Genomic DNA, 23978 nt, shown 5'->3' with positions numbered 1-23978 from the left:
TGACGTGAGCGTCACCCACCACCGTCACCGTCCTGAAACACCGTCCTGAAACACCGTCACCGGTCTCGTACCCACCGAAAGGCAGCAACCACCATGCCGTTCATCACCGTCGGCCAGGAGAACTCCGCCTCCGTCGACCTCTACTACGAGGACCACGGCACCGGGCAGCCGGTCGTGCTCATCCACGGCTACCCGCTCGACGGCCAGTCCTGGGAGAAGCAGGCCGCCGCCCTGCTCCGGGCCGGCTACCGCGTCATCACCTACGACCGGCGCGGCTTCGGCCGGTCCAGCCGGCCCACCACCGGCTACGACTACGACACCTTCGCCGCCGACCTGAACACCGTCCTGGAGACCCTGGACCTGTACGAAGCCGTCCTCGTCGGCTTCTCCATGGGTACCGGTGAAGTCGGCCGCTACCTGGGCACCCACGGGTCCGCCCGTATCGCCAAGGCCGCCTTCCTCGCCTCTCTTGAGCCGTTCCTGCTCAGGACCGACGACAACCCCGAAGGCGTCGACGGCGGCATCTTCGAAGGCATCGAGCAGGCCGTCACCGCCGACCGGTACGCCTACTTCACCGCGTTCTACCAGGACTTCTACAACCTGGACGAGAACCTCGGCTCCCGGATCAGCGAGGAGGCCGTCCGCAACAGCTGGAACGTGGCCGCCGGTGCCTCCTGGTACGCGTCCCTGGCCTGCGTGGCGACCTGGACCACCGACTTCCGCGCCGACATACCCAAGATCGACGTACCCACGCTCATCCTGCACGGCACCGCCGACCGCATCCTGCCGATCGAGGCCACCGCCGAGCCGTTCCACCGGGCGCTTCCGCAGGCCGAGTACGTCGTCGTCGAGGGCGCCCCGCACGGCCTGCTGTGGACGCACGCCCAGGAGGTCACCGACGCCCTGCTCGCCTTCCTGGCCAAGTGACCGGCGATGGCCGGCCGCCGGCCCGGCACGGCTTGAGGACCCGGCACGGCACGGCTTGAGGACCCGGCACGGCTTGAGGACCCGGCGCAGCCCGAGGACCCGCTAGACCGGCCTCGCGGCAGAGAGCTCGCGTGCGGGATCGCCGCTCGCCGGGGTCGGCATCCGATGGCTGCCGACGGCCCTCTCCGGCACGACGGGCACGGGGTCAGCTTCGACGTCCAGGGCGGCGAGCCGGTCCCTGGCCTCCTGGGCGCTGCGGGACAGCGCCCGTTGTTCGGCGCAGGCGAGGGCGCTGACCCAGTCCGCCCGAGCCGCCTCCCGCTCCCCCATGGCCAGGCGGGTGTCGCCCAGACGCATCAGGGCGCCGACGGCGTTCCTGTGGTCCCCCAGCTCCCCGAAGGCCTCCATCGCCTGCCGGTAGGTGGCCACCGACTCCTCGTACCGGCCGAGCATACGGAGGGTGAAGCCCAGGACGTCCCGGCCCTGGGCCAGCTGCCAGGGGGCGTCCAGGCGCTGGAACAGGGCGAGGCCCTCCTCGCCGTACGCGAGGCTCTTCTCCAGCTGTCCGAGGTTGGAGTGGAACCAGGCGAGCTCGATGAGGCATTCGGCCGTCCACAGCTCGTCCCCCGTCGCCCGGGACAGCGCGAGTCCCCGCTCGGAGAACGCCACGGCCTCGGGGATCCGGCCGAACAGGTACAGCGCACACGCCGTGCCGTAGTGGGCGCGGGCCTGTTCGGCGACCGCGTCGAGTTCCTCGAAGAGCGTGGTGGCGCGCCGCAGGTGGTCCAGGGCCTGTTCTTGATGGCCGAGGTAGCCGTGGATGCTGCCGATGTGCCGCAGGCAGCGGCCTTCCTCCAGGCGGTCCCCCCGGCGTCGGGCCACCTCCAGGACGGGGTCCAGCGCGGTGATGGCCTCCGGCCAGTACTCCTGGCGGTTCAGGAACTCCTTCAGCGACCAGGCCAGTCCTGTGGTGTGGTGGTCCAGCTTCCGGCTGACGGCGGTGTGCAGCAGGCCGACCAGCACCCGGTGTTCGGCGGTGAACCACCGGTTCGCCTGGTCCGCGGTGGTGAGAACCTCCGGGGTGACGCCCGGGCCCGGGGAGCCGAGGTCGAGTTCGGGCAGCGAGTCCTGCTTGAACAGCCGGTTGGCTTCGTAGGCCGTGAACATGTGGTGGTCCAGGACCCGGAGGGTGGCACGCTGGCGTTCGTCGGCGTCGTCGTGGGTGTGGGTGAGTTCGGTGGCGTAGACGCGCAGCAGGTCGTGGAGGGCGAACCGGCCGGGCAGGGGTTGTTCGACGAGGCAGGAGCGGGTCAGTCCGGCGAGCAGGCGGCGTGTCCGGGACAGGGGGAGTCCGGCGAGGCCGGCGGCGGCCGGGGCGGTGATGTGGGGACCGGGGTGGAGGGCGAGCAGGCGGAAGAGGCGGGCGGCGGGCTCGTCCAGGGACCGGTAGGACCAGGAGAAGACGGCCCGTACGTCGGTGGTGGTGTCGAAGCCGGTGAACGCGTCCAGACCGCCGTGGGCGTCCCGCAGGTCGTCGGCGATGGCGTGGAGGGGGAAGCCGGGTTCGAGTTCGGCGCGGGCGGCGACCACGGCGAGGGCCAGGGGCAGCCGTCCGCACAGCCGGATGATGTCGGCCGTGGCGTCGGGTTCCGCGGCCGGGCGCTCCGCTCCCAGCCGCCGCACCAGTGTCTCGTGGGCCTCGGCCGGTGAGGGCAGCGGGAGGGGGAGCGGCTTGGCCCCGTCCGCCGCGACTAGGCCCGGGAGCTGGTTGCGGCTGGTGACCAGGGTGAGGCAGCCGGTTCCCGCGGGCAGCAGGGGGCGGACCTGTTGCTCGTCGCGGGCGTTGTCCAGGACGAGCAGGACGCGTCGGCCGGCCAGGAGGCTGCGGAACAGCGTGCTGCGGGCGGTGGTGTCCTCGGGGATGCGCGGGGCGGGGACGCCGAGAGCGGTGAGGAAGCCGTGCAGGGCGTCGCCGGGTTCCACAGCGGGTGCGTGCGGGTGGTGTCCGCACAGGTTGACGAAGAGCTGTCCGTCGGGGAAGGAGGGCGCGATGCGGTGGGCGTGGTGGACGGCGAAGGTGGTCTTGCCGACACCGGGAGGGCCGCCGATGACAACGACGGGCACACCCACCGGTCCGGTCCGGCCGGGCGAACCCAACGGTTCCGCCCGGCCAGGCGCACCCGCCGGCTCCGTCCCGCCGGGCGAACCCACCGGTCCCCTCCCCCCGGGCACACCCGCCAGTTCCGCCTGGCCAGGCACACCGACCGGTCCCGTCCCACCGGGCACACCCGCCAGTTCCGCCCAGCCAGGCGAACCCACCGGTCCCGTCCCGCCGGGCGCACCCGCCAGTTCCGCCTGGCCAGGCACACCCACCGGTCCCGTCCCGCCAGGCACACCCGCCAGTTCCGCCCGGCCAGGCACACCCACCGGTCCCGTCCCGCCAGGCGCACCGCTCGCGGTGGACAGCCACGCGCCCTCGGCCGCCCGGCCCGCGAACACCGGCAGATCACCCGGCAGTTGCGCCGGGCGCGTCACCCAGGGCGACCCGCTCGCGGCGCCGCCCTCGGCGGGGCCGTCGCCAACGGCGCAGGGGGCGGCTCCCAGCGGGTCATCGGGGCGGGCCCGGCCGACGGCTTCGTCGGGGCCCGCCGAGTCCGCCGACGTCTCGGCTGTCGTGCCGGCGGGCGTCGTGTCGACCGGCGTCGTGCCGGCGGGCGGTCCGCAGGGCGTGACGCTGTGGGCCGCGGCGGCGAGACGCGCGCCGACGGGTGCGGGTGAGGGTGCGGTTCCGGTCCCGGTTCCGGTTCCGGTGTGCTCCTCCAGTACCCCGGATCGACCTTCCAGTGCCTCGGACTCCGCCGACCGGCCCGGACCACCGCTGCCCGCGGTGCCGGCCGCCGAGCCCGCCGCCTCGACCCGGCCCGCCGCCTCGGCCGTGCCCGGCGGGGGCAGCGGGGGCAGGTCGTGGCGGAGGATGCCCTCGTGCAGGTCCCGCAGTCCGGGACCGGGTTCGAGACCGAGTTCGTCGGCGAGGTGCCGGCGCAGGTCCGCGTAGCGCTGCAGTGCCTCGGGGTGCCGGCCCGCCAGGTACAGGGCGCGCAGCAGCAGGGCCCAGCCGGTCTCCCGCAACGGGTGACACACCGTCAGTTCCTGTGCCGCCGCCACGGCTTGCGGGGTCCGGCCGGCCAGGAGCAGGGCGGTGGTGCGGATCTCCCGGGTGCTCTGGCGCAGTTCCTCCAGGCGTGCGGCTTCATGGGCTGCGAACAGATGGTGCGCGGCGTCGGCGAGTGCGGCACCGCGCCACATCTCCAGGGCCTGTTCGGCCTCCCGCAGAACCTGTTCGGGCCGCCCCTGGTCCAAGAGTCGGTGCGCCCGGGCGACGGCCCGCTCGAAGCGCACGGTGTCCCGGCTCTCGGACGGGACACGCAGGACGTAGCCGGCGGGTTCGGTGACCAGTACCTCGAACGTCCCCCGTACGCGCAGGTGCTGGGGTTCCAGGACGGCGCGGACCTTGCTGACGTGGGCGTGCAGGGAGGCCGACGCGCCGCCCGGTGCCCGCCCCGGCTGCTCCGACCACAGCTCCTCGCACAGCGTCTCGGGAGCGACCGCCCGGCCGTCGGCGAGCAGCAGCCGGATCAGCAGCAACCGCTGCTTGCGCCGGCCCGGATCCAGCACCGTGTTCGCCCGCCGTACCACGAGCGGACCCAGCAACCCGAAGTCGAACTCATGCCCCACAGCCGTCATCGTTCCCCCCAGCAACCCGCTCAACTGCGTCGCCCCCCGTACACGCGCGGCCCCTCGGCATGTGGGCGACCCGCTTCGGCCTCGGGCCGCAGGCCTTACCGGACTCATACCGGGCCCTGACGGTTGCGCCACGAGCGCGGTGACGGACGCGGAGCGCCGCTCCGCCCGGAGGTCCGCGCGACCCCTGTCGCGACACCCTGTTCGCCCAGGACGGGAAGCGGCGCGGGCGGCTCGGAGCGGTGAGGACCTCGTCGTCCGCCTCCCGCACACCAGGGGGCACATTAGCAGGTCGTCACTCAGCGTGAGAATTCCGCGGGCGGCGCGAGACCGTGGCGAGAGCGTCGGCGGCCGGTGGATTTTTCCAGGAAACCGTCCTTCGACCTGGCGCGGAGGTGAACCGGAGTGCCTGTCGTCCCGTTGAGCCATCGAGCGAACGCCGTCCACAGTCTGGAAAGTCATGGTCACCGTCGAAGGAACAAGTACGGCCCGGTTCGAGCCGGTGCGGGCAGCACTGGCAGCGCACCTCGAATCCGGCGAGGAGCTGGGGGCGTCGATCGCGATCGACGTCGACGGCGTCATGGAAGTCGACCTGTGGGGCGGGCACGCCGACGCGGCACGAACCGTTCCGTGGCACCGGGACACGCTGGTCGGCCTGTGGTCCACCACCAAGACCCTCAGCAGTCTCGCGGCCCTCGTCCTCGTCGACCGGGGAGCGCTCGACCTCGACCGCCCGGTCGCGCACTACTGGCCCGAGTTCGCCGCCCGGGGCAAGGAGGACATCGAGGTGCGGCACGTCCTGGCACACACCTCGGGGCTCTCCGGCTGGCAGCAGCCCTTCACCGTGGACGACCTGTACGACTGGCCGACGGCGAGCGCCCGGCTGGCCGGACAGGCGCCCTGGTGGAAGCCGGGGAGTGCCTCTGGCTACCACGTGCAGACGCAGGGGCAGCTTGTGGGCGAGCTCGTCCGGCGGGTCAGTGGCCGCACCCTGACCGAGTTCGTCGACACGGAGATCGCGGGGCCGCTTGGGGCCGACGTCCAGATCGGCGCGCGGGAGGCCGACTGGCCGCGTATCGCCCCGCTGGTGCCGCCGTCGCAGCTCCTCGACATGCCGGCCGATCTCGATCCCGAGGCCCTCTTCACCAAGACCCTGTTCGGGAGCCCCGCCCGGGACGAGCACGTCGACACCCCGCGATGGCGGCGCGCCGAACTCGGAGCCGTCAACGGGCACGGCAACGCACGGGGCATGGCCCGCGCCCTCTCCGTGATCTCGCGGCACGGTGAGGCGAACGGCCTGCGGCTGCTCTCCACTGACACGGTGGACAGGATCCTGGACGTACAGGCCGACGGAATCGACCTGTTCCTGGGCGTTCCCGTGCGCTGGGGCATCGGCTACGCACTCACCGACCCCAGGACGATGCCGCACATGCCCACCGGAAGGGTCTGCTTCTGGGTCGGCCGGGGCGGTTCGATCGTCGTGATGGACCTCGATCGGCGCATCACGTTCGCGTACACGATGAACCGGCTGGGCGACGGACTCCTGGGCTCGGAACGCACGCACTGCTACCTCAAGCACGTCTACGAAGCCTTCGACGCCAACCCTTCGACGCCGCGAACCGAAACCCGCACCGCGCGCGGTGAACCGGGTGCACCCCGACGCCGTTGAGACGACAGGCGCGCCCGTGCCGAACAGCAGGGCGACCCCCTGCACGCCCCCTTTCCACCCCGAGGTGACCCCATGCCACATCCCCGCCGATCCCCCACACTCCGCAGAAGGACGGTGACGACCGCCGCCCTCGGCGCCGTCACGGCCTCGCTGTTGTTCGCCGGGACCGGTCCGGCCGAGGCGGCCACCGCCTCCGGACAGATATCCGTCAAGCAGTACGTCGCCCTCGGTGACTCCTACGCCGCGGGCACGGGCCTGTCCCCGCAGACGGACGCGGAGTGCAAGCGTTCCTCGGGCAGCTACCCGTCGTGGATCGCCCAGACGTACAAGCCGGCCGTGTTCAAGGACGTCACCTGCAGCGGCGCCACCACGCGTTCGCTGTGGAACAAGCAGGGATCGTCCGCGCCGCAGGTCAACGCCCTCACCAAGGACACCGACCTGGTGACCGTCACGCTCGGCGGCAACGACCTCGGCTTCTCCGACGTGCTCACCACGTGCGTACTGGCCGGACTGACGACCAGGGAGGGCACTCCCTGCCGCGACGAACTGCTCCGCGGCGGCAAGAACCTCGACGCGGACTTCGCGAAGCTGAGCACACGCGTGCCCGACATGCTCACCGACATCAAGCAGCGCAGCCCCAAGGCGCGTGTCGTCGTGGTCGGGTACCCGAATCTGTTCCCCGCCGACGGGAGTACCTGCGGTTCCTCCGTGCCCCTGGCCAAGGGCGACGTCACCTGGCTCAACCAGACCACGAACCGGTTGAATCTCCTGCTGGAGACGGCGGCCCACCTCAAGCAGGTCGATTTCGTCGGCACTTCCTCCGTGTTCCAGGGCAAGGACATGTGCCGGTCCTCGTCCGAGCAGTGGATCAATCCGCTGCTGCCGCAGACGCCCGGCTCCGCCCACCCCAACGCCGTCGGGCATCTGATGATCGCCCTTGAGGTGTACGGCAGGCTCGGCAAGTAGTCGCCGTGGGCGGTTCGGCGGCGTCTCGCGGACCGGCCACGTGTCCCGAAGAAACAGAAGCAGAAGCAGTACTCCTTCCTCTACTTAAGGCGGATTCCATGCCCATCGACGACTACACCGGAGGCCCGGCACAGGGTTCGGACGTTCTGGTCGTGACCACCAATGACGTGCCGGGGCACGAGGTGAAGCAGGTGATCGGAGAGGTGTTCGGCCTCACCGTGCGTTCCCGCAATCTGGGTTCCCAGCTGGGCGCCGGACTGAAGTCGGTGATCGGCGGTGAGCTGAAGGGCCTGACCAAGACCCTGGTGCAGACCCGGAACGAGGCGATGGAGCGCCTCGTCGAGGCGGCCGGTGCCCGCGGCGCGAACGCCGTACTCGCCATGCGCTTCGACGTCACGACGGCTCAGGACGTCGGCACCGAGGTCTGTGCCTACGGAACGGCTGTGGTCATAGCTCCGGCAGCCTGACCCGCCGTTCGGCCCCGGGCGCCGGCGATGTGCCGCGCCCTGGGCATCGGGCACCCGCCCGAGCACGGTCCGCACGAGTTCACGAGTTCACGAGTTCACGGGTGCGGACCTGCGGACCGCCGCTCGCGGTGCCATCACTGCCGCGAGCGTGCGGGACGGCGATCGTCCACGTGTTGCTCTCAGTTCTTGTTCAGGGAGCGGGTCACGCCCGCCACCACCGCCGTGGTCAGGAGCCAGCCCGCGGCGATCAGCGCGTACGAGAGCCCCATGACGCCCGGATCGTCCCAGTGCCAGGCCCCGCGCTGGCCGAACCCGCCGATCGGGATCAGCAGGTCCAGCGTGTAGGCCAGGGCACTGAACGGCGGCCCCTCACCCTCCTTGTTCGGTGTGGGGGTGTGGGCCCTGAAGACCAGCGTCCCGATCAGCGACAGCAGGATCAGCCAGCCGCCCGCCCGCCAGGGGCGGTAGCCGTAGCCGACCGTGGCGTCGAAGACGCGGCCCCAGATCCGGGCGACGGGGTGGAGGGTGCCGCGTCGGTGCCGCTGCTTCTCCAGCAGCACGAGGCGGGCGTCGTCGTCGTGGCCGATGAGGCGGTACCAGCCGGCGAGTTGCTCGTACGGCTGCGGGCTGTAGCCGGGCGAGCGGCGGATCCACGCGACCCTGCGGGCCGCCCCGACGCGTTCGCCGAGTCCGGCGGGCGGCGCGTCGTCCGCGTGCAGGGAGGTGTAGGCGAGGCCCTCCAGTCGCACGCGTGCCGTCCGGCCTGTCTCGTTGTCGCGCAGGACCTTGACGCGTGCGCTGCGCAGGTCGATGCCGCCGGGCGGGGCGACCGCGGGCGTGAGATCGAGCTCGGCCACCTGCAGCCGGGCGAGGTCCAGGGCGGCGCCCGGTTCACCGAGGGCGGCGCCCCGCAGCGACAGCCGGTTGGTGATGTGCGCACCGCGCAACCGGACGGCACCGGTGGTGCTGAAGCCGTCGGTCAGCTCCAGGTTCGTGACGGTGGCGGTGTCGGCGACCAGTACCTCGCCCTGCGGGTTCTCCAGCCGCGCCCCGTCGAGGAACAGGCCGCCGGACAGCTGGGCGCCCAGCAGCCGGAGCCCTCCCCTCGCGGTGAACCCCCCGCGGCAGAAGACCGCGCCCTCCGCGACGAGCCCGCCGGCGAACAGGGCCCACTTGCCGTCGGCCTCCAGCGTCGCCCCGTCGAGCACCAGCTCCCCGGAGACATGGGCGTTGGTGAGCGCGAGCCGGCCGCCCCGCAGGGTCGTTCCGCGCAGGTCGAAGCGGCCTTCGATCCGGGCCATCTGCGCGTTGACGTCCCGCACGTGGCAGTGCGTCATCCGGATCGTCCGGGTGGCGCTGCCGCGCAGGTTCACGGTCTCCTCCAGCCTGCACGACGCGAGGTGGACCGCGTGGACGATGTCCCCGCCCGCCAGGTCCAGGCGGCCGACGATCCGCGCGCCCGTGAGGTTCAGGGCCGCGACGGCTCCCGGCCGGGCGGAGTTCGCCCCCAGCAGCAGGGCGGCCAGGACCTCGGCCCTGACCGTGCGCTCCGGGCCCCACGCCCGCCCGCCGACGGCGTCGTCCTCCTCGGGGACCCCGCTGCGCAGGTCCACGAGCCGGCCCTCGGGAAAGGCATCCCAGACGGCACGTTCCCAAGGCGTCAGATCGTCGTACTGCAGCACCTCGGAAGGCTATCCGGGCCGTCGTGCCGGAAACCGGCGAAAGCCGTGTCGAAAACGGCCCACGGCAGGCATAATCTCTGACTGAGTCAGCTATCTTCGCCCATCGTCGCTGCGAGGCAGGTGCCACGCGTCATGACCGAGACCGTCCAAGAGATCCGCGCCTTCAACCGCTTCTACACGAACCTCATCGGCGCACTGGACTACAGCCGCCATCTCCACGCGCCGTACACGCTCACGGAGTCCCGCGTGCTGTACGAGCTCGCCCGGTCCCCTCGTACGGACGCCGCCGACCTTCGTACCGAACTCTCCCTGGACTCGGGCTACTTGAGCAGGCTGCTGGCGAAGTTCGAGAAGGACGGACTGGTCGAGCGGGCGCCCTCCGAGAAGGACACCCGGCGCCGCAGGGTCACGCTCACGACCCATGGACGGGGGACCGCCGAACTGCTGGACGAGCGCTCGCGGGACTCGGTCGCCTCGCTGCTCTCGACCGTGCCGCACGAGGACCGGACCCGGCTCGCCGAGGCGATGCGCGACATCCGCGAGATCTTCTCCGACGCGCGGCACCGGCCCCCGCGCCGCGAGGACGTCCTGCTGCGCGAGCCCAACCCGGGCGACCTCGGCTGGATGGTGCAGCGCAACGCGGCGCTCTACACCGCCGAGTACGGCTGGAACGCGGACTACGAAGGGCTGGTCGCCCGGATCGTCGCCGACTTCGCCGAGGACCACGACCCCCACCTGGAGCGGGTGTGGATCGCGGAACTGGACGGCCGCCAGGTGGGCTGCGTGATGTGCGTACGGGACGAGGCACCCGGCGCCGCCCGGCTGCGCCTGCTGCTCGTCGAGCCGGGCGCGCGCGGCCTCGGCATCGGCGACCGGCTGGTGGGCGCCTGCGTCGGATTCGCTCGGGGCGCCGGATACCGGGAGACGGTCCTGTGGACGAACGACGTCCTGGCCTCCGCCCGCCGCATCTACCAGCGGCACGGTTTCGTCCTCGTCGACGAGAAACCGCACCGCTCCTTCGGCGCCGATCTCGTAGGCCAGGACTGGCGTCTGGACCTGCTCGGAACACAGGAGTGACGCGGACGGGAGTGACGCGGAAGTGAGAGAACGCGAGCGGCGGGTAGGGTCCGTTTCGTGCTGTGCCGTGCTGTGCCGTGCTGTCCCGGGGCCCCCGGGGGCTCTCGGGACTCCCGGCCGGAACGACCCGCGGACATACCCGCGCCCGTAGTCCTGACTCGCCCGACTCGATCGACAGCGAAGGTGCGATTTCGTGAAACTGGCCTTCTCCACCCTCGGTGTACCCGGACTCCCGATCAGCGACGTGGTGCGGCTCGCCGCCACCCACGGCTATCACGGCGTCGAGTTGCGTACGCATCCCGAGGAGCCCGTGCACACCGGTCTCGACCTCACCGCACGGGCCGGCGTGGCCGCCGAGTTCAAGACGGCGGGCGTCGAGATCCTGGGCCTGGCCGGGTACGCGCGGGTGGCGGCGCCGGGCGACGACGAACCCGTGCTCGCCGAGATCCGCGAACTCCTCGGCCTGGCGCGGGACCTGGGCGCCCCCTTCATCCGGGTCTTCCCCGGCGGCGCCTCCGAGCAGGCCCCCGAGGAGGCCGACGCGACGGCCGCCCGCCGGCTGGGCACGGCGGCCGAGTACGCGGCCGACCTCGGTGTACGGATCCTGCTGGAGACCCACGACTCGCACCGCACCGGCGCCGACGCGATCCGCGTGCTCGGGCCCGTCGGGCACCGGCAGGCGGGGGCCCTCTGGGACGTCATGCACACCTGGCTCGGCGGGGAGCAGCCCTCGGCCAGCTATGCGGCGCTGTCGCCGTTCCTCGGCTATGTCCAGGTCAAGGACATCGCGTCCGCGGACGACACGACTCCGCTGCCGCTCGGGGCGGGGGTGCTTCCGCTCACCGAGTGCGTCGATCTGCTCTCCCGCGAGGGGTGGGACGGGTGGCTGTGCTGGGAGTACGAGAAGCGGTGGTACGAGGCGGCTGAGCCGCTGGAGGGGTTGTTGGAGGCGGGCCGCGACTATCTCTCCCGCCTGCTGAACGACGCGGCTTAGCGGGCCGCGGGCCGCGGGTTTGAGCCGAGGGGTGGGCGGGCCGGCTCTGCCGGGTACGGCCCCGCCGTGACTGATTGCGCCGTTCCCCGCGCCCCTGAAAGCGATCGGCGGCGGTCCCGTTGTTTTTAGGGGCGCGGGGAACTGCGCAATCTTTTTGGGGCGCGGGGAACGGCGCAATCTTTTAGGGCGCGCCGCTCCCGGGCCCCTGTCGTCACGGCGTGCACTCGTGTTCGTCCTCGTACCGGCTTGCGGGAATTCCGGGATCCGCGGAACCCATCCCCCCCCACCCCCCCGTCCAATGCGCATGCTGCCGGACGAGTCTCCGCAGTGCGGTGTCGGCCTCGCTGCCGGCTGCGAACGCTGACCACCCTCTCCGCCGCCTGCGGCCGACAGCACGCCGTCACCGGCGCGCCCTCCTCCAACAGCGCCGGTGACGGCCCCTCACCCGGTCCTCACTCAGTCCTCACCCGCGCCGCGCCCGTCCACACCCTTGACTGGCAGTTATTTCCCGGATATCCGTGTTTCCTTGGCAGTTTTCTTCAAGCATTCGTTCATACCCGCCCCTCCACGGGCCCCTCGGGCCCTCTCCGGAAGGAGCGCATGTGCACCCCTCCAGACGTACGCTGCTCGCGGCCACCGCGGGCGCGGCGGCAGCCGTCGCCGCAGGCGGCACCTCCGCGCAGGCCGACGCCCCGACCGCGAAACCCGACGACAAGCGGCTGCGCGCCCTCGTCTCCCGCATGACGCTCGAAGAGAAGGTCGGCCAGCTCTTCGTGATGCGGGTGTACGGGCACTCGGCGACCGCGCCCGACCAGGCCGACATCGACGCCAACCTCGCGGAGATCGGCGTACGGACGGCCGCCGAGCTGATCGCGAAGTACCGGGTCGGCGGGATCATCTACTTCGGGTGGGCCCACAACACCCGCGAACCGCACCAGATCGCGGACCTGAGCAACGGCATCCAGAAGGCCTCGCTCGCACAGCCCCGCGGGGTCCCCGTGCTCATCTCCACCGACCAGGAGCACGGAATAGTGGCACGGGTGGGCACGCCCGCGACGCTCTTCCCCGGCGCGATGGCCCTCGGCGCGGGCGGTTCACGTACCGACGCCCGCACCGCCGGCCGCGTCGGCGGCGCCGAACTGCGCGCGATGGGCATCCTCCAGGACTACGCCCCGGTCGCCGACGTGAACGTGAACCCGGCCAATCCGGTCATCGGCGTACGCTCCTTCGGCGCCGACCCGGAAGCCGTGGCGGGGCTGGTCGCCGCCCAGGTGAAGGGCTATCAGGGCGCCGGGGTCGCGGCCACCTCCAAGCACTTCCCGGGGCACGGCGACACCGAGACCGACAGCCACTACGGCTTCCCGGTCATCGAGCACACCGAGGCGCAGTGGGCCGAGCTGGACGCGCCCCCGTTCAGGGCCGCGATCGCCGCCGGCATCGACTCGATCATGACCGCGCACATCATGGTCCCGGCGCTCGACCCGGCCGGCGACCCGGCCACCCTCTCCCGCCCGATCCTCACCGGCATCCTGCGCGAACGGCTCGGCTACGACGGGGTCGTGGTGACGGACTCGCTCGGCATGCAGGGCGTGCGCACGAAGTACGGCGACGACCGTGTGCCCGTACTCGCCCTGAAGGCCGGTGTCGACCAGCTCCTCAACCCGCCGAAGCTCGACATCGCCTGGAACGCGGTTCTGCAGGCCGTCCGCGACGGCGAACTGACGGAGGCCCGCCTCGACGAATCGATCCTGCGCGTCCTGCGGCTGAAGGCGAAGCTGGGGCTGTTCAAGGACCCGTACGTCACGGGGCGGGGGGTCGACCGTACCGTCGGCGTCCCGGCACATCTCAAGGCCGCCGACCGGGTCGCCGAGCGGACGACCACACTGCTCGTCAACTCCGGCGGGCTGCTGCCGCTGTCACGGCGTACGCACACGAAGGTGCTCGTCGTCGGCGCCGATCCGGCCTCGCCGTCCGGCACCACGGGCCCGCCCACGACCGTACTGGCGGACGCGCTCACCGAACTGGGGTTCACCGCGACCGTGCTGTCCACGGGCACGGCGCCCTCGGCCGCGACCATCGCGAAGGCCGTCGCGGCGGCCCAGGACGCGGACGCGGTCCTGGTAGGGACGTACAACGTCACCGCCGCCTCCGGTCAGCGCACCCTCGTGAACCAACTGCTCGCCACCGGCCGCCCGGTGGTCGCGCTCGCCATCCGCAACCCGTACGACGTGGCTCAACTGCCTGACGTCCCGGCCTACTTGGCCTCGTACTCCTGGACCGACGTCGAGCTGCGCGCCGCGGTACGGGTGCTCGCCGGGCGGGTCGGTCCGCGCGGCAGGCTGCCGGTACCGGTGCAGCGCGCGGACGATCCGGCGGTGGTGCTGTATCCCGTGGGGCACGGCCTGACGTACTGAGGCCCCCGCACAGGGGCGCGCGCCCGGCCAGACGTACCCGGCCTACGACGTGCGCCCTTCCCCGCATCCCCAAGTGACGCAAAGCGCCCGGTACGCCCAGCGGGGCCCGCCCCGGCGGGTCACGCTGGGCTGGGGATGATCGGGGGGAGGTGCCATGCGCGACGCACGGGGCGCGGGCGCACACCGCGCGGGGCCTGCCCGTACAGCGGCGGCGCTGATGTGCGCACTGCTGATGCTGGTGGCGGTGGCGGCTCTCACGGGCTGTCGACAGCCGTCCGGGGCCGACGGCGGCGGCGGTGACAGTGACTCTGACGGTGACGCGTGGCAGACGACTCCCGCTCCGGTCCTGACCCGGGCGTCGGGGTACGGGGCGGTGTTCCTCGGGATCGACGAGTGCAGTTCGTTCGGGCGCGAGTCCGTCACCGAGGTGCCGTGCACCAGCGAGCGGGCGGCGGCGCGCGTGATCGCGCGGCACGACGGCAGGGCGGGCGGGGGACAGCCCTGCCCCGCCACCACGGACTTCGTGCTGCACATCAGCGAGCGGAGACCCTCCGCCGACGAGGACGGCGACGGCACGGTCCCGCAGGGGTACGCCTGTATGCGCAACCTGGAGCCCCCACATCCCGGCGACCCGGGCGGCGGCGCGGGCCCCCGCACGATCGTCGGCGACTGCGTCTACAGCGCGGGCGAGGGCGAGGTCCGCGAGACCTCGTGCGACAGCACAGGTGGCGGCACGAGCGGGGGTCCGAGCGGGGGCAGGGCCCCCGAGTACAAGGTGACCGAGGCCGTGGGGAAGCGCTCCGAGTGCCCCGCGTCCACCGAGCTGTACGTCCAGCTCGGCGGACCGGAGCCGGTGGGCTGCGCCCGCCCGTTGTAGCCCGGAGGCTCTGTGGCCCGGAGGCTCTGTAGCCCGGAGGCTCGACGGACGGGCGCGGCACCGGCGGCACCACAGGTGCCGCCGGGTGGGACGCTACGGGCGGAGCTGACGCTCGACCGTGCGCTTGTCCAGCTTCGAGTCGTACTTGGCCAGCGGCTTCGCCTTCTCCGGGTCCGCCTGGACCGCGGCCGTGGCGACGCCCGCCCACTCCAGGATGCGGGCCGTGGCGAGCGCCTTCTGGTCGGGGACGAGACCCGCGACGTTGGCGCCGTGGTTCAGGCCCGGGGCCGTGAAGACGTACGAGTCACGGGCACCCTTGCCGAGGCGGAACGGCTCGGCGCCCCACGGGTCGTTCTGCCCGTACACGAACAGCATCTGGTTCGCGTTGTGCTTGACCCAGGAGTCGACGCTGCGCATCACGCCGGGCTGGAACTTCATCTTGATGTCACGCGGCACGAAGTTCCGCGGCGGCTGGTAGCCGTAGCGGACGTACTTCTTCTCGATGTGCGGGAAGACGATCGTCGGCGCACCGAGCTGCGTACCCGCCTGGTAGAAGTACGGCGTGTAGGGCGACAGGCCCTGGTCCGTGTAGAACGAGAAGCCGGAGATCGTGTCGATCGACGTCCAGATCTCGTCGTCCGTGGCGTTCTTCGCGTCCGCCGGGATCGTGTCGCAGTCGGCGAGCAGGCTGTACTGCCAGAAACCCCACACGTAGTCGAGGACGACCGCCTCGTACGCCCGGTCCAGGCCGCCGATGGTGGTGAAGGTGTAGCCCTCGGCGGCGGCCAGCTCCTTGTACTTCTTCTCCAGCGCGGTACGGCGGACGAGTGCCTCGCGCTGCACCGCGTTCAGCCGGGTGCGGCACTCCTTGGTGCCGACCTTCGCGAAGAACCGGTCGTACGCCGAGTCCTCCTTGTTCACCACGTCGTTGGGGGCGACGTACGCGACGACGCCGTCCATGTCACGCGGGTAGAAGCGCTCGAAGTAGGTGGCGGTCATGCCGCCCTTCGAACCGCCGGTGGAGACCCACTTCTTGTCGTAGACGGGCTTGAGGGCCTTGAAGATGCGGTGCTGGTCGCTGGCCGCCTGCCAGATGTCGAGCTTCGACCAGTCGGCCGGCGCGGGCCGCGACGGGGTGAAGTAGCGGTACTCCATCGAGACCTGGTTGCCGTCCACGATCTGGGTCGGCTCGCGGCGGCTCGGCGTCGTGGAGACGTTGTAGCCGCCGGTGTAGAAGACCGTCGGGCGGGCGGTGTCCTTGTGCAGCACGGTGATGCGCTGCTGGAAGGTCCCCTTGGACGGGCGCCGGTGGTCGACCGGCTGGGTGTAGTTGAGGACGAAGAAGCGGTATCCCGTGTAGGGCTTCTCCTCGATCAGGCTCATGCCCGGTATCGCGAGGAGGCGGTCCTTGATGTCCGCCGACCCGTCCGTGACGAGGTTGGTTGCGGTGGCGGCGTCCGGCTGGGCGGCGGTGGCCGCCCCGGCCGTGCTCACGGTGCCTATGAGCACCACGAGAGACAACAGCCATCTGAGCGTCTTGCGCATGCGTTCTCCCCTGAATACGCAGATGTCCGCCGGAACTTAGCGGAGCAACAGCGGACACACCAGGGGATGTTGAGGGCATTACGGACAGGTCGGTACGAAGATCACACCATTGGGGTGGCTCAGCAGAGGATCCAGCCCGTACTGACCGAGCCCGAGCCCACCGCCCCCTTGATCCGTACGCAGCGGTGGCCCGCGTGCACCCGGACCGGCCCCGCGTACCGTACGAACCGGCCCGCGTTCGGCACCCGCTCGCTCCCCCGGGCCTGCACGCTGACCATCATGTAGCGGCGGGCGCCCACCCTCTTGGGGTAGGTCACCGCGCACACGTAACCGCGCTTCTTGTGGACGTCCACATGGCCGGTGGAGAAGGGCAGTGTGCGCACCTTCCGCCCGGCGCACGGTGACGCCGCCGAGGCCTCGCCCACCGGGCCCGCGAGTGCCAGCAGCCCGGACGCCGTCAGTACGGCGGTGCCGAGCGTGAGGTGTCGGCGTATCGCGCCCATGTCCACAGATGTCCCTCCACGGCCCCCGGCGGCCGATGCGGCGACCGACGCACCGCTTCGACGTACTGCTGTACGGACGCATGACGTACGGCGAACGGTTGCCCTACCCGTCGGTTGCGGCTTTTCTGCGTGTTCGCGGTCAGCCGGCGGTGGCGACCGGGTCCGGCTCCCCCACGAACGTCCGCCAGAGTCGCGCGTACCGGCCGCCCCGCGCGAGCAGTTCGTCGTGCGTGCCGTCCTCCACGACCCGGCCGCCGGCCATCACCACGACCCGGTCCGCGCGAGCGGCCGTGGTCAGGCGGTGGGCGACGATCAAGGTCGTGCGCGCGTGAGCGCTCGATGAGGGGCGGTGGTCGGGCGACGGGTGGGCGGTGCGGCGGCCCGCGATGCGGTCGGTGGCCTGGTTGACCTGGGCCTCGGTGGCCAGGTCGAGCGCGGCGGTGGCCTCGTCGAGGAGCAGGATGTCCGGGTCGACCAGTTCGGCGCGGGCCAGTGCGATCAGCTGGCGCTGGCCGGCCGAGAGGTTGCGGCCCCGCTCGGCGACCTCGTGGAGGTAGCCGCCGTCCAGCGTGGCGATCATGTCGTGCGCGCCGACCGCGTGGGCCGCCGCCTCCACCTCGGCGTCGGTGGCGTCGGGGCGGCCGTACGCGATGGCGTCCCGGACGGTGCCCTGGAAGAGGTACGCCTCCTGCGGGACGACACCGAGCCGGTGCCGGTACGAGGTCAGGTCCAGCGAGCGCAGGTCCGTGCCGTCGACCGTGACCCGGCCGCCGGTGGGGTCGTAGAACCGGGCGACCAGTTTGACCAGGGTCGACTTGCCCGCGCCGGTCTCGCCGACGAACGCGACGGTCTGCCCGGCGGGGATACTCAGCCGCACCCCGCTGAGCGCCTCGTCCGGCTCCCCCGCGCCGGCCTCGGTGCCACCGAGCCTGCCGTACGCGAAGTCCACGTCCTCGAAGGCGATCTCGCCCCGCAGGGAGCGCACCTCCAGCGGCTCGGCGGCGGCCTTCGTCGAGGTCGGCTCCTGGAGCAGTTCCTGGATCCGGCCGAGGGAGACGGTCGCCTGCTGGTAGCCGTCGAAGACCTGCGAGAGCTGCTGCACGGGGGCGAAGAACAGGTCGATGTAGAGCAGGTACGCCACCAGCGCGCCGGTGGTGAGGGTGCCCGCGTCGACGCGCCCCGCGCCCACGACGAGCACGGAGGCGGCGGCCACCGAGGACAGCAGTTGCACAAAGGGGAAGTAGAGGGAGATCAGCCACTGCCCGCGGATGCGCGCCTGACGGTAGCTGTCGCTGCCCTCCGCGAAGCGCCGGCCGCCCGATCCCTCGCGGCGGAACGCCTGGAGGATCCGCAGCCCCGACACCGACTCCTGGAGGTCCGCGTTCACCACGGAAACCCGCTCACGGGCCAGTTCGTACGCCTTCACACTGGACCGGCGGAAGAAGAACGTGCCGATGATCAGCGGCGGCAGCGTCAGGAAGACGACCAGCGCGAGCTGTACGTCGATGACCAGCAGCGCGGCCATGATGCCGAAGAAGGTGACGACCGAGACGAAGGCGGTGACCAGGCCGGTCTGCAGGAACGTGGAGAGCGCGTCGACGTCCGTCGTCATCCGGGTCATGATCCGGCCGGTCAGCTCCCGCTCGTAGTAGTCGAGCCCGAGCCGCTGGAGCTGCGCGAAGATCTTCAGCCGGAGCGCGTACAGGACGCGTTCGCCGGTGCGGCCGGTCATCCGGGTCTCGCCGATCTGCGCCACCCACTGGACGAGCACGCTGATCAGGGCGATCACCGAGGCCGCCCACACGCCGCCGATCGCCAGCTCGGAGACGCCCTCGTCGATGCCGTGCCGGATCAGGACCGGCAGCAGCAGGCCCATGCCCGCGTCGACGGCGACCAGGCCGAGGCTGACGAGCAGCGGGAGCCCGAAGCCCCGCAGCAGGCGCCGCAGCCCGTACGACTCCTCCGGGGTGACCGCGCGCGCCTCGTCGATGGCGGGGGTGTCGGTGGCGGGCGGGAGGGCGTCGACCTGGGCGAGGAGGCCGGGGGTCGCGGGCATGCCGGCCAGCGCGGTGTCCTTGGGTTCGCGGTCACCGGTCCACAGGTGCGGGGTGACACCGCGCTCGGCGTCGAACTCCGCGTCCAGTTCGTCCCGTACGGAGGTGTCCTCGGGCGGACAGGACCGCGGAGGGGACTTCTCGGGGTGGCCGGGTGAGGCCGCGCCCAGTTCGTCCGGGTCGGTGAGCAGGCGGCGGTAGAGCGGTGAGCGCCCGGTCAGCTCCTCGTGGGTGCCGATGTCGGCGAGGCGGCCGTCTTCGAGGACGGCGATGCGGTCGGCGAGGTTGAGGGTGGAGCGGCGGTGGGCTATCAGCAAGGTGGTGCGGCCCGCCATGACGCCGCGCAGGGCCTCGTGGATCTCGTGCTCGACCCCGGCGTCGACCGCGGAGGTGGCGTCGTCGAGGACCAGCAGGCGCGGGTCGGTGAGGATCGCGCGGGCCAGGGCCACGCGCTGGCGCTGGCCGCCGGAGAGGGTGAGGCCGTGCTCGCCGACCTTGGTGTCGTAGCCGTCGGGCAGCGCGGAGACGAAGCCGTGCGCCTGGGCGGCCCGGGCGGCGGTCTCGATCTCCTCACGGGTGGCCTCGGGGCGGCCGTACGCGATGTTGGACTCGACGGTGTCCGAGAAGAGGAAGGAGTCCTCGGGGACGAGTCCGATGGCGGCCCGCAGCGAGTCGAGGGTCAGCTCGCGCACGTCGAGGCCGCCGATGAGGACCGCGCCGCCGGTCACGTCGTAGAAGCGGGGCAGGAGCAGGGAGACCGTGGACTTGCCCGAGCCGGAGGAGCCGACGACCGCCAGGGTCTCGCCGGAGCGGATCTCAAGGCTGAGGCCGGCCAGGACCGGGCGCTCGTCGTCGTAGGCGAAGGACACGCCGTCGAACTCGACGGTCGCCGGGGCGTCGGCCGGGAGGTCCTTCGTGCCGTCCTCCATCGACGGCCGGGTGTCGATCAGTTCCAGGACGCGTTCGGCACCGGCCCGCGCCTGCTGGCCGACGGTGAGGACCATGGCGAGCATGCGCACGGGCCCCACGAGCTGGGCGAGGTAGGAGGAGAAGGCGACGAACGTACCGAGGGTGACCTCGCCCTTGACCGCCAGCCAGCCGCCGAGCGCCAGCATGGCGACCTGCCCGAGCGCCGGGACGGCCTGGAGGGCCGGGGTGTACTTGGAGTTCAGCCGGATCGTACGCATCCGCCCCGCGAAAAGGCGGCGCCCGATCTCCCGGAGCTTCCCGGTCTCCTGGTCCTCCTGTCCGAAGCCCTTCACCACCCGTACGCCGCTGACCGCGCCGTCGACGACCCCGGCCACCGCGGCGGCCTGCGCCTGCGCGTACCAGGTGGCCGGGTGCAGCTTGGAGCGGCTGCGCCGGGCGATGAACCAGAGGGCGGGGGCCACGGCAAGCGCGACGAGGGTGAGCGGCAGCGACAGCCAGGCCATGATCCCCAGCGAGATCACGAAGAGCAGGACGTTCCCGACCGTCATCGGGAGCATGAAGAGCAGGCCCTGGATGAGCTGGAGGTCGCTGGTCGCACGGCCCACCACCTGGCCGGTCGACAGCTCGTCCTGGCGCCTGCCGTCGAGGCGGACGATCGTCTCGTACATGTCGGTGCGCAGGTCGTGCTGGACGTCGAGCGCGAGACGGCCGCCGTAGTAGCGGCGGATGTAGGCGAGGACGTAGACGACGACGCCGGCGCCGAGCAGCGCGCCCGCCCAGGGGGCCATGTCGCGGGTGTGGTTCCCCACGACGTCGTCGATGATCACCTTGGTGATCAGCGGCACGAGGGCCATGACGGCCATGCCGGCGAGCGAGGCGCCCAGCGCGAGCACGACGTCCTTCGGGTACCGCCAGGCGTACCCGGTCAGTCGCCGTGCCCATCCCCGCTGCGTTGTCACTCCTGGTGCCTTCCCTCGTCCGGCCTGATCGTCCGGAAGGCACCAACACGGATCGAAGCGGATTTCATCCCTCCGCAACAATCGGTGCTCCCTCGTACTCCCTCGGTACTCCCTCAGAGGCGTACGCGGAGGGAGTAGAAGCGGGTGGTCTGGGTGGCACCCTGGTTGTCGTCGCTGACGAGGAGGACCCGCAGGGCGTCTCGGCTGCCGCCGGTGGTGCCGGTGATGCCGGTGATGCCGGTGATGCCGGTGATGCCGGTGATCGTCATGCCCTCGATGTTGTCGAGCAGCGGATTGGGCTGCGGCTGCTTGGCGGTCGCGCCGAGGGAGGGGCAGTCCGCGAGGTCGGCGAGGAGGGTCTTGCTGACGAGGCGTACGCCGTCCTGGCCGGTCAGGGTGTTGACGCGGGCGGTGTCCGTGGCGTGGCGGAGGTCGGCGAGGTACAGGCGGACGGTGTTGCCGACCCCGGAGGTGAAGCCGCGCTCCAGGACGAGGAGGCGGCCGTCCGGGGTCGCGGCGCTCTCGACGACACCGAGACCGGTGTCGGTGCGGTAGCCGTACTGGGCGGCGAGCCGGAAGTCGCGGTGACCGTCGCGCTGCCAGGTCTGGAGGCGTACGACGCCGGGGGTGTCGCCGGACAGGGAGCCCTCCATGCCGGCCAGCAGGGTGCGACCGCCGGGGAGGAGGGTCAGCGCCTCGAAGGTCTGGTTCGCGGTGGCGCGGCCGGCCGGGGCGACGCGCAGGGCGTCCGGCACGGGGAGGCGGTCGAGGACGGCGCCGTCGCGGCCGTGACGGCGTACCGACGGCTCGGTCTCGGACGACACGAGCCGGGTGCCGTCGCGGTCGACGACGAGCCCCTCGGAGTCGAGGGCGGCGCCGCTCTCGTCGGCCAGCGGGACGACGGAGCGCGGACGCAGGGTCTTCGGGTCCAGGGTGAACAGGGCGGACCGGTCGGACAGCGCGGCGATCGCCCCGTCCCGGTCCACGGCCAGCGCGGAGAAGTTACCGACGAAGGTGCCCTCGTAGGTCGTCTTGTCGAGGGCGTCGGAGAAGCGCTCGATGGAGACGGCGGGCGAGCAGGCGTTGCGGGCAGGGACGTTGCCGGAAGAGGCGTTCTGGGCGGCGGCGGGCCCGGCGGCGGTGACGCAGGTGACTGCCGTCAGGCCGACGGTGAGGGCGGCGGCGAGGGGGGCGGCGAGGGGGGCGAGTACGGATCTCAGACGCATGGCGTCACGGTAGGAGGAACGGGTGGAGAGGGAGGGGCCTGCCCGTGAATTCCGGACAGCGGACACGTGGTGCGCGGTGTGCGGTGCCCGCTGGGGGTCCCGTGGTGCTTGACACTATTTCTCGGCGGGTGCCCGTCGTTCGAGGCCGCGGCTCACCGCGATGCGGTGCACGTCCGTCAGCGCCTCCGTCAGGCGCGCGGCCAGGAAGTGGAGCTGGTCCGCGGTGGCGCGGCGGTCGCTGAGCAGGTCGGCGGCGTGGTCGAGGAGCCCGGCCGACATGCCGAGCTGCACGCTCTCGACGCGGTCCGCCACGCGGGAGAGGTGGCCCGTCCCGTCCCCCACGAGGTAGCAGTGCTTGCCCCCTTCTCCGGCCCACGGAAGCAAGCGAACGGTTCCTGCCCGGTATTCGGTCATGCGGGCACCTCCTTGCCGTGGATGAGGCGCGGCCCGATGTCGACGCCGCGCGTGGCGAGCCACAGGGCGCGTCGGCGGGCCCGTTGCTGCCGTGCCTCTTCACGTTGTACGTGCTGCTCGTGTTCCACGAGGTAGGGGCGGACCATCACGTGGTCCTCGCCCCGCAAAGGGCGGCAGCCGACGCGGTGGGTGGTCGCCCCCTGCGCGCCTGAGGGAGCACGGTGACGGCCACGCCTGGAGGCCGCGTCGGCCGACGGGAGGCGGTGGCGTCCCGAGCCGGGAAAGAGCAATCGCAGCAACGGCTCGACGATCCGGCCGATACGATGCTTCATGTCATCAACTTCCTTTTGCTGCTTGGTGACCGCGCCCCCGGACCGGTCGCTCGGTCGCGGGGGTATCGCTATGTGTAGCGAACTCGTCACAGTGTGCAGCGTGTTCGGTTAGCCTCGCCAGGGGATGCGATGTGACCAGGCATTTGTCACAAAGGGAGTTGGCGATGACGAGCACATACGGCGACTGGCTCAAACAGACGCGCGAGACGGCGGGGCTGACGCAACAGGAGTTGGCCGACGCGGCGGTTATGACCCGTTCGCACATCTCGCACATCGAGGCGGGCCGCCGTGTCCCTACGAAAGAGGACGCGCGGCGCCTCGACAGGGTCCTGAACACGGGGAATGTACTGAGCAGCTTCCTGCCCGCGGAGGACGCGGCGGTCGCCGACTACTTCGAGGCGGCCCGCCTGCTCGAACAACAGGCGGTGATGATCAGGGAGTTCGCCCTGTCGTTCGTCCCGGGCATCCTCCAGACGGAAAGGTACGCACGTGCGGTTCTGGGCACGTCGTTCCCTCCGGTGGGTGAACAGGAATGTGACAGGCTCGTTGTCACACGCCTTGAGCGCGCCAAAATCCTCACGGATCCGGTGAGCCCGGTGGTCTGGGTCCTGCTCGACGAGGCCGTTCTACGCCGCGTCGTGGGCGGCCCGGATGTCATGGCGGAGCAGTTCCGCCACCTCGTCCACCTGGTGGAGAGTGAGCGGGTCCGCGTGCATGTCGTGCCGTTCGCCCTGGGGTCCCATCCGCTGATGGAGGGCATGCTCAGCATCATGTCGTTCGAGGATCAGCCGCCGGTGGCGTACAGCGAGGGCTTCCACATGGGCAAGCTGCACGACTCGCCGTCCGTGGTACGCGAGTTGGACCACCGCTACGCTCTCGCGTTGAGCGACGCGATGCCGCTCACGGAGTCATTGGCCCTGCTGAGGGCGACAGCGAAGGGTTACGAACACCATGACTGACCGGATAACCACCGGCACCCCGCCCCCGCGAGGCTGGCGCAAGTCGTCGTACAGCAACAGCGAGGGCGGCAGCTGCCTAGAGGTCGGCGACGGCCACCCGGCCGGGGTCCCCGTGCGGGACTCCAAAGACCCGTACGGGCCCGTCCTCCTCATCCCCTCGCCCGGCTGGGCCTCGTTCGTCTGGGCCGTCAAAGCCGGAGGCTTCCCCGCTCACAGGTGAGGCCCAGGTTCAGCACAGCCCC

18 protein-coding genes are annotated in these 23978 nt (G+C 71.6%); 10 read left to right on the top strand and 8 right to left on the bottom strand.

Features of this window, described 5'->3' with window-relative positions:
- Nucleotides 1–93 precede the first annotated feature (93 nt).
- Nucleotides 94–927, top strand: a complete 834-nt coding sequence (locus tag ACIOKD_RS27050) for an alpha/beta fold hydrolase (protein WP_402089063.1) — start codon at nt 94–96, stop codon at nt 925–927.
- A gap of 102 nt (nt 928–1029) precedes the next feature.
- Here ACIOKD_RS27050 and ACIOKD_RS27045 read toward each other — a convergent pair whose 3' ends face one another.
- On the bottom strand, nt 1030–4671 hold the full coding sequence (locus tag ACIOKD_RS27045) for a BTAD domain-containing putative transcriptional regulator (RefSeq protein ID WP_402089060.1): 3642 nt from the start codon (nt 4669–4671) through the stop codon (nt 1030–1032).
- Between the two features lie 457 nt (nt 4672–5128).
- Here ACIOKD_RS27045 and ACIOKD_RS27040 point away from each other — a divergent pair, with 457 nt between their 5' ends.
- From ACIOKD_RS27040 to ACIOKD_RS27030, 3 genes are all read left to right on the top strand, one after another.
- Nucleotides 5129–6337 (top strand): serine hydrolase domain-containing protein, encoded by a 1209-nt coding sequence (locus ACIOKD_RS27040; RefSeq protein WP_402089058.1) that lies wholly within the window; start codon nt 5129–5131, stop codon nt 6335–6337.
- Between the two features lie 114 nt (nt 6338–6451).
- On the top strand, nt 6452–7303 hold the full coding sequence (locus ACIOKD_RS27035; RefSeq protein ID WP_402089055.1) for an SGNH/GDSL hydrolase family protein: 852 nt from the start codon (nt 6452–6454) through the stop codon (nt 7301–7303).
- A 98-nt stretch (nt 7304–7401) separates the two neighbouring features.
- Nucleotides 7402–7770 carry a YbjQ family protein gene (locus tag ACIOKD_RS27030; protein ID WP_402089052.1) on the top strand — a complete coding sequence of 123 codons (369 nt, stop codon included), beginning with the start codon at nt 7402–7404 and terminating at the stop codon, nt 7768–7770.
- A gap of 179 nt (nt 7771–7949) precedes the next feature.
- Here ACIOKD_RS27030 and ACIOKD_RS27025 read toward each other — a convergent pair whose 3' ends face one another.
- Nucleotides 7950–9452, bottom strand: a complete 1503-nt coding sequence (locus ACIOKD_RS27025; protein WP_402089049.1) for an oxidoreductase — start codon at nt 9450–9452, stop codon at nt 7950–7952.
- 132 nt (nt 9453–9584) lie between these two features.
- Here ACIOKD_RS27025 and ACIOKD_RS27020 point away from each other — a divergent pair, with 132 nt between their 5' ends.
- The 4 genes from ACIOKD_RS27020 (at nt 9585) to ACIOKD_RS27005 (ending at nt 14814) form a co-directional block, all read left to right on the top strand.
- Nucleotides 9585–10529 (top strand): GNAT family N-acetyltransferase, encoded by a 945-nt coding sequence (locus ACIOKD_RS27020; RefSeq protein WP_402089046.1) that lies wholly within the window; start codon nt 9585–9587, stop codon nt 10527–10529.
- Between the two features lie 193 nt (nt 10530–10722).
- Complete coding sequence (locus ACIOKD_RS27015) at nt 10723–11523, top strand: sugar phosphate isomerase/epimerase family protein (protein ID WP_402089043.1); 801 nt, start codon at nt 10723–10725, stop codon at nt 11521–11523.
- 602 nt (nt 11524–12125) lie between these two features.
- Nucleotides 12126–13937, top strand: coding sequence for a glycoside hydrolase family 3 protein (locus tag ACIOKD_RS27010; protein WP_402089040.1), 1812 nt, complete (start codon nt 12126–12128; stop codon nt 13935–13937).
- A gap of 154 nt (nt 13938–14091) precedes the next feature.
- The gene (locus ACIOKD_RS27005) at nt 14092–14814 is read left to right on the top strand and encodes a hypothetical protein (protein WP_402089038.1); all 723 of its coding nucleotides are present in this window, start codon (nt 14092–14094) and stop codon (nt 14812–14814) included.
- Between the two features lie 93 nt (nt 14815–14907).
- On the opposite strand, the gene ACIOKD_RS27000 is transcribed toward ACIOKD_RS27005, so the two are convergent.
- The 6 genes from ACIOKD_RS27000 to ACIOKD_RS26975 all read right to left on the bottom strand — a co-directional run bounded on the left by ACIOKD_RS27000 (nt 14908) and on the right by ACIOKD_RS26975 (nt 22777).
- Nucleotides 14908–16359: a S28 family serine protease gene (locus tag ACIOKD_RS27000; protein WP_402089037.1), complete on the bottom strand. Its 1452-nt coding sequence runs from the start codon at nt 16357–16359 to the stop codon at nt 14908–14910.
- 119 nt (nt 16360–16478) lie between these two features.
- Complete coding sequence (locus ACIOKD_RS26995; protein ID WP_402089034.1) at nt 16479–16862, bottom strand: hypothetical protein; 384 nt, start codon at nt 16860–16862, stop codon at nt 16479–16481.
- A gap of 139 nt (nt 16863–17001) precedes the next feature.
- Nucleotides 17002–20805 carry an ABC transporter ATP-binding protein gene (locus tag ACIOKD_RS26990; protein WP_402089031.1) on the bottom strand — a complete coding sequence of 1268 codons (3804 nt, stop codon included), beginning with the start codon at nt 20803–20805 and terminating at the stop codon, nt 17002–17004.
- Nucleotides 20806–20918: 113 nt separating this feature from the next.
- Nucleotides 20919–22031: an esterase-like activity of phytase family protein gene (locus ACIOKD_RS26985; protein WP_402089028.1), complete on the bottom strand. Its 1113-nt coding sequence runs from the start codon at nt 22029–22031 to the stop codon at nt 20919–20921.
- A 114-nt stretch (nt 22032–22145) separates the two neighbouring features.
- A complete protein-coding gene (locus tag ACIOKD_RS26980) occupies nt 22146–22445 on the bottom strand; it encodes a hypothetical protein (RefSeq protein WP_402089027.1) in 300 nt (99 codons plus the stop codon).
- Nucleotides 22442–22777, bottom strand: coding sequence for a hypothetical protein (locus ACIOKD_RS26975; RefSeq protein WP_402089024.1), 336 nt, complete (start codon nt 22775–22777; stop codon nt 22442–22444). The genes ACIOKD_RS26980 and ACIOKD_RS26975 overlap by 4 nt, the downstream gene beginning before the upstream one ends.
- A gap of 164 nt (nt 22778–22941) precedes the next feature.
- Here ACIOKD_RS26975 and ACIOKD_RS26970 point away from each other — a divergent pair, with 164 nt between their 5' ends.
- Both ACIOKD_RS26970 and ACIOKD_RS26965 read left to right on the top strand, forming a co-directional pair.
- On the top strand, nt 22942–23736 hold the full coding sequence (locus ACIOKD_RS26970) for a Scr1 family TA system antitoxin-like transcriptional regulator (protein WP_402089021.1): 795 nt from the start codon (nt 22942–22944) through the stop codon (nt 23734–23736).
- Nucleotides 23729–23956 carry a DUF397 domain-containing protein gene (locus ACIOKD_RS26965; RefSeq protein ID WP_402089019.1) on the top strand — a complete coding sequence of 76 codons (228 nt, stop codon included), beginning with the start codon at nt 23729–23731 and terminating at the stop codon, nt 23954–23956. Before ACIOKD_RS26970 ends, ACIOKD_RS26965 begins: the two co-directional genes overlap by 8 nt.
- The last annotated feature ends 22 nt before the right edge of the window (nt 23957–23978 follow it).

The organism is Streptomyces sp. NPDC087844, assembly GCF_044742785.1.
In the GTDB taxonomy this organism is placed as follows: domain Bacteria; phylum Actinomycetota; class Actinomycetes; order Streptomycetales; family Streptomycetaceae; genus Streptomyces.
Note: the sequence above shows the minus strand (reverse complement) of the source record. Positions and strands in the feature narration are given on the sequence as shown.